Source organism: Corynebacterium lipophilum (assembly GCF_024102595.1).
GTDB classification, from domain to species: domain Bacteria; phylum Actinomycetota; class Actinomycetes; order Mycobacteriales; family Mycobacteriaceae; genus Corynebacterium; species Corynebacterium pseudogenitalium.
The window spans coordinates 1-4,566 of record NZ_JAEUWV010000037.1 but is presented as its reverse complement, the minus strand read 5'-3'; the positions used below and the strand labels follow the sequence as shown (position 1 = coordinate 4,566).

The following is a 4,566-nucleotide window of genomic DNA, read 5'->3' as shown; positions in this document are numbered from 1 at the left end:
CAAACTACTCCACTAAAACACGCAGGACTGTGCACACACCCATGGGACACAGTGTGCACAACCTCCTGACACCCAGTGTGCACAACCTGATGACACTCAACGTGCACGAGGTGCTGACACTTTACACCACAGATCCGGAACCGCGGTACCAACTACCCGCGCTCAGCACAATGCGCCCGATCTTTATTCGATGCAGGCGGGGTAGAGCTCGCGTCGAAAAGCTGAGGCGCTAGACACTGGCAACGTGATTAGCGACAAGGCAAGCGGCTTCGCAGTAAAGTACTCACCGATTGCCAGAAACGCCTCCGTTTCCAATTACAATGCTAATACTCATTCCAGGGTGACCGGGGTCAAACCTGGGGAAAGCTCTTCGCGCGTCAATTTCAGCAGTGCAAGGAGATCGCCGCCTAATGCTTACCCAACCCCGCCCCCGAAACCAACCACATACTCGAAAGCACCGATACACCACCTAGCCATGCGCAGGCTTATCGACACGCTTGTTGGTATGAAAGACGCCGGGGTCGCTGAGATCGCGCAGCTGGGCAGGACCATGAACAAGCGCTGCAAAGACATCCTCGCCTACTTCGACCACGGAGTATCCAGCGGGCCTGTCGAAGCGATGAACGGTCGGCTGGAATTCCTACGCGGCATCGCCCTCGGCTTTTGCAACCTCGACCGCTGCATCTTGCGGTGCCTCATCCACGCCGCCAACATCCGACACAAAATCAATGCACTCTAAAACCGGAAGAGCCGGTTTGAGAGGCGAAACCGACCTACGGTGATAGGGCTGTAAATTGGCACTGGCGGGCCAGCCTCCCGCGACGCTAGATGGTTCTTTCCCCGCAGCTCAGGGGTGAGCTAGCAAACTGAATTCGTGGTCAATCATGATCTCAAAACACCTCTTCTCGATTGCGGAGAGGCTGGAAATACTAATCTCACCGTTGCGACATAGTTCGTACCGGATCGGCCATTCGGGTGACCACTCGGCCATCCGAGCATCATTCCAGTTACCAGGGGTCGTATACGTGGTGCACAACAGGTCTCGAAGATTAGTAGTAAAATTAGAGACCCCGTGGTTGTATTTTTCCAGCTCATATGAGTAGTGGAGCAGACACACCGCGAGTATGGGGTTCATTTGATTCCGTAAGGCTTCAGCGTCCGAGAAACTTAATGGCAAGCTGGGCGGGAATTGGCTGGCTGATCCGGTGCCATTTTTTCTGAGCACTTGTTGCACAAAGTCGCCGATTACGTGGCTCAGATCGAGGGTCAAGAGCTCCGAAAGGTAAATCAGCCAACATGTAAACTCGACAGACCCAATGCGAAGCGAATCTCGGAATAGTTTTGTCAAGAACTCCTTCGCAGAAAGAGATTTCGCGATTCTGGTTATCAGCTCGGGCGAGTCAGCAATTGTCTGGGTATAGCCTTGGATTAATTCTGGATGCATCGGGAGAAGATACATAGATTCCACCAAGAACTCGTAAAACAGACCTGCTTCTTTGGCCTTTGTGAGCAGACTCGGCCATAAGTACCTAGGCAATGACATTTTTTGGTGCTTTTGGGAGAACTGATGTATTTCCACAATAAACACTTTCAGTTTTCCTCGAGATGGGAACTCGCGCCATGTTTCTAGAAACTGATTAGCGATAGTGCCGATATCGTTCGCGAGGAAGTCAAAAACCGTCGAGTAAGATTGTTTAGTGTGGTTAAGTGTTAGTGAGTATTTCTTCAAGATCATCGAAATATCGCTGATCAGTTCCGATGGATCGGTTGACGCTGGTATCAAAATTTCGACGTCATCTACGTAACGGCGAAAATCGAGCTCGCCCTTGCGCTTCGCGTCTTGTAGGTATTTGTCGAGTTCGTTAAGAATTATTTCAGCCGCGATATTAGAAGTGATCGGACCGATAGATACCCCATCCGTGCGGTTATTACGCACATATGTGTATGCGTAATCTATCGAGCTGCCTAGTGAATTTCTCGAATTAAATCTTCCTTTGGAGATCGCCCAGTCCAACGCGTGCGTATAGATCGAGGGAAAGAAATTGGCTATGTCTAGGGCTAGCACCCTTGGTTCATCGAACGAGGAGCGCCCATTTACGAATGGCGCGGCTTCGTCCAGCGCCGACAGCCATTCGTCTTCTCTATCGCCATAGTTAAACGCAATTATTCGACTCGAATTTAAATCGAGGCGTGGCCTCAGGAGAGATTCCGCTGTGTCGCAAAGCGGTCCTAGCTTATCCCAGTTGTCGATGAGTGCCTTACCCAGCTTGGCGTAAGGCCACGGGTGGGGAAATTCTAAGAACCGAACCTTTCCATCGAATCGAACGACTTGATAGCTGCACGGCCCCACAAATTGGCACCGCCTAGCCGCAGAATTGCCATTCGATGGGTCCGCGATGGTTGGAATGGATGCTAGCGCATCCATTAGGTCTATTGTGAAAGATTCGGTTGAAATGATCGGGGGTAAGGCAGGGTATTTGTTGATGAAGTTTAGCCACTGCTCCCTAAAAATTGCGTTGAAGAGTATTGTCTTTTCGTCGACAGCTGAAGTGGTCAAGACCGGATCCCTTCGCTAATTTTGATTCCTTCTGAGAAAACAATCATAAGCACAGGAGGCGTGGCGGTCCGGACTTTGAGTCGTAAAAACAATCGCTTTCCTTGAAGGTGGCGGTCACCGGGGCGAGCTGGACGAATTTATCCGGATGGCGAAAATCCTGATCAGTTCACTGGGTTATCGGGCGTTTGAGCCGGCCGATGACGCCAAATCCTCGGCGCACAACGCATCGGAGCCACCACAGCCCGGTGAGGAGCCGCTGCTGTACCTGAATGCCCAGGAAGCCTCCAGGAAAGGCGGCGGACAAGCGACGGATTCGTCGCCCTCGAAGATTCGATCCTGCGAGCAGAATTGGTCGATTCCGCGCCTGCTCCAGTGCGTATGGACCGAGAGAGGTCCGCTAACCTCATCGAACTCCCTCACGGGGGCATCCACCTCAGGCAAGACTGCCTGGAAAACACACGGAGGCGTCACCCTACGTGATCTCGAAGCGGCAGAACTCAAAGCGACTGCTGGCGAAATGTAGGCGATGGCAGAGCTGGCGTCGATAAGCTGGGGCCTGCAATAACACGGCTGCACAACCCAGTACCTAAATAAAACGGTGCATCCCCGTCTAGTGGGATGCACCAAAATTTTTGCTGCGAAGGTGGACTAATACAGACCAGCCGCCTCGCGCTGACGAATCATCTCATCTGCTTGACGGACGAAATCATCCGCTCGACCAAGAAGCTCCTCGGACTGGCGGTTGAGCTCGAATTGACGCCGAATGAATTCTTCCGCCTTGCTAGCAAGATCCTCGGCGTGCTTGCTGTGTTCACGGATAGCAGGGCTGAGGTAATCCTCAGCCGGTTCATTCTCGGAAGTCTCCTCCGTCGCCGGAGCAGTAACGGCGGGGGTTGGGGTGATCACCTGCATGCTCGCACCCCGCGAGCTACCGGACTGGTCGTGTAGAGCGCCAGACCCGACAACGCCACCGACGATGGCAGCAATGACGGCGAGAATGCCAAAGACAGCACCGATGGTGTTGATGTCGACGTTGAGGTTACCTGGTTTGAGCTTGGCGAAATCCACAGTTGTTCTCCAGTCAGGAAAGTTTTTGGTAATAACCTTTGGAAGGTTACCACAGCCTTCGAGGCAGCGTTAGGAATCAGAACTCTCCTTAAAGTACCAGGTCACGCGGTTTTAATAAGTGTTGAGGCCATTTGCGATGTCGGGGCTAATCTTTAAGCTTGCTGGGTTGTCTTGCTAGCGGGAGAAGCGCCATTCACTTACAGTGAAACGCCTTGTGAGTGAACGAGATTCATGGAGGGACGATGCCACAACCGGGTCGTGAGAGGGCGAACCCACTTGGGGCCGTCGCGCTAGTTGTCGCTGTACTCGGTCTCGTGTTCGCCGTTGCGAAGACCTTCCTGATCATCGGGTGGGAGCCACTGCGGTACGTGCTGCCGGCGGCTGGGCTGACGCTCGGCGTGGTGTCGCTGTTTCAGGAGGGGAAGCGGAAGGACTTGGGGATTGCGACGATTGTGGTCTCGGTCGTAGCGGGGACGATCGTGCCGTTCGTGTTAGTGGGGTTGCCGTTTTAGGTCCAATAGCGGAAGCGTGAACTAGCACCAAAGGTTTTTGCTCAGTCAAGCAAAAGCGGTTTATCCAAACCATAATTAGCTCCTGACCTGCATTTATGGATATAAACTGAGTAGTTCAAAGGAAATGTCTGGGTGGCAGTTTAAGATGTGGGTATCCATATTTCGAGAGGCCAAAAGGAGCCCCCATGAAACGCTCAATAGCCGCGGTTGCCATCGCTATCGCACTCGGTACAAGCTCAGTCGTAGCTCCGAGTAACTCGCCCTTTGTCACTGCGTCAGCGTCGGCAGCTGAACAGGTGACGCAGGCGGATCTTTACGACGCAGACATCCACTCATTCGGCCACACAGCGGGACCTGACTGGACCTCAACCTGGGCGATCTCCAACAACGCCGACGTCACCGACCACGTCGAGATCCTCAAACTCCACA

General features: G+C 53.0%; 5 protein-coding genes and 1 pseudogene. 4 read left to right on the top strand and 2 right to left on the bottom strand.

Features of this window, described 5'->3' with window-relative positions:
• Nucleotides 1–475: 475 nt before the first annotated feature.
• Nucleotides 476–739, top strand: a pseudogene (locus JMN37_RS11165) (transposase); the annotation flags it as partial.
• 108 nt (nucleotides 740–847) lie between these two features.
• Here the strand turns inward: JMN37_RS11165 and JMN37_RS11160 are convergent.
• On the bottom strand, nucleotides 848–2,425 hold the full coding sequence (locus JMN37_RS11160) for an RNA-directed DNA polymerase (RefSeq protein ID WP_252932189.1): 1,578 nt from the start codon (nucleotides 2,423–2,425) through the stop codon (nucleotides 848–850).
• Nucleotides 2,426–2,702: 277 nt separating this feature from the next.
• Between JMN37_RS11160 and JMN37_RS11155 the strand changes: the two genes are divergently transcribed.
• Nucleotides 2,703–3,080, top strand: coding sequence for a hypothetical protein (locus tag JMN37_RS11155; RefSeq protein WP_071573732.1), 378 nt, complete (start codon nucleotides 2,703–2,705; stop codon nucleotides 3,078–3,080).
• 125 nt (nucleotides 3,081–3,205) lie between these two features.
• Here JMN37_RS11155 and JMN37_RS11150 read toward each other — a convergent pair whose 3' ends face one another.
• Complete coding sequence (locus JMN37_RS11150; protein ID WP_071573731.1) at nucleotides 3,206–3,625, bottom strand: hypothetical protein; 420 nt, start codon at nucleotides 3,623–3,625, stop codon at nucleotides 3,206–3,208.
• Nucleotides 3,626–3,867: 242 nt separating this feature from the next.
• On the opposite strand from JMN37_RS11150, the gene JMN37_RS11145 reads away from it, so the two are divergent.
• Nucleotides 3,868–4,137: a hypothetical protein gene (locus tag JMN37_RS11145; protein WP_071573730.1), complete on the top strand. Its 270-nt coding sequence runs from the start codon at nucleotides 3,868–3,870 to the stop codon at nucleotides 4,135–4,137.
• A gap of 185 nt (nucleotides 4,138–4,322) precedes the next feature.
• A partial coding sequence (locus JMN37_RS11140; RefSeq protein ID WP_252932188.1) for a hypothetical protein occupies nucleotides 4,323–4,566 on the top strand: 244 nt, incomplete at its 3' end.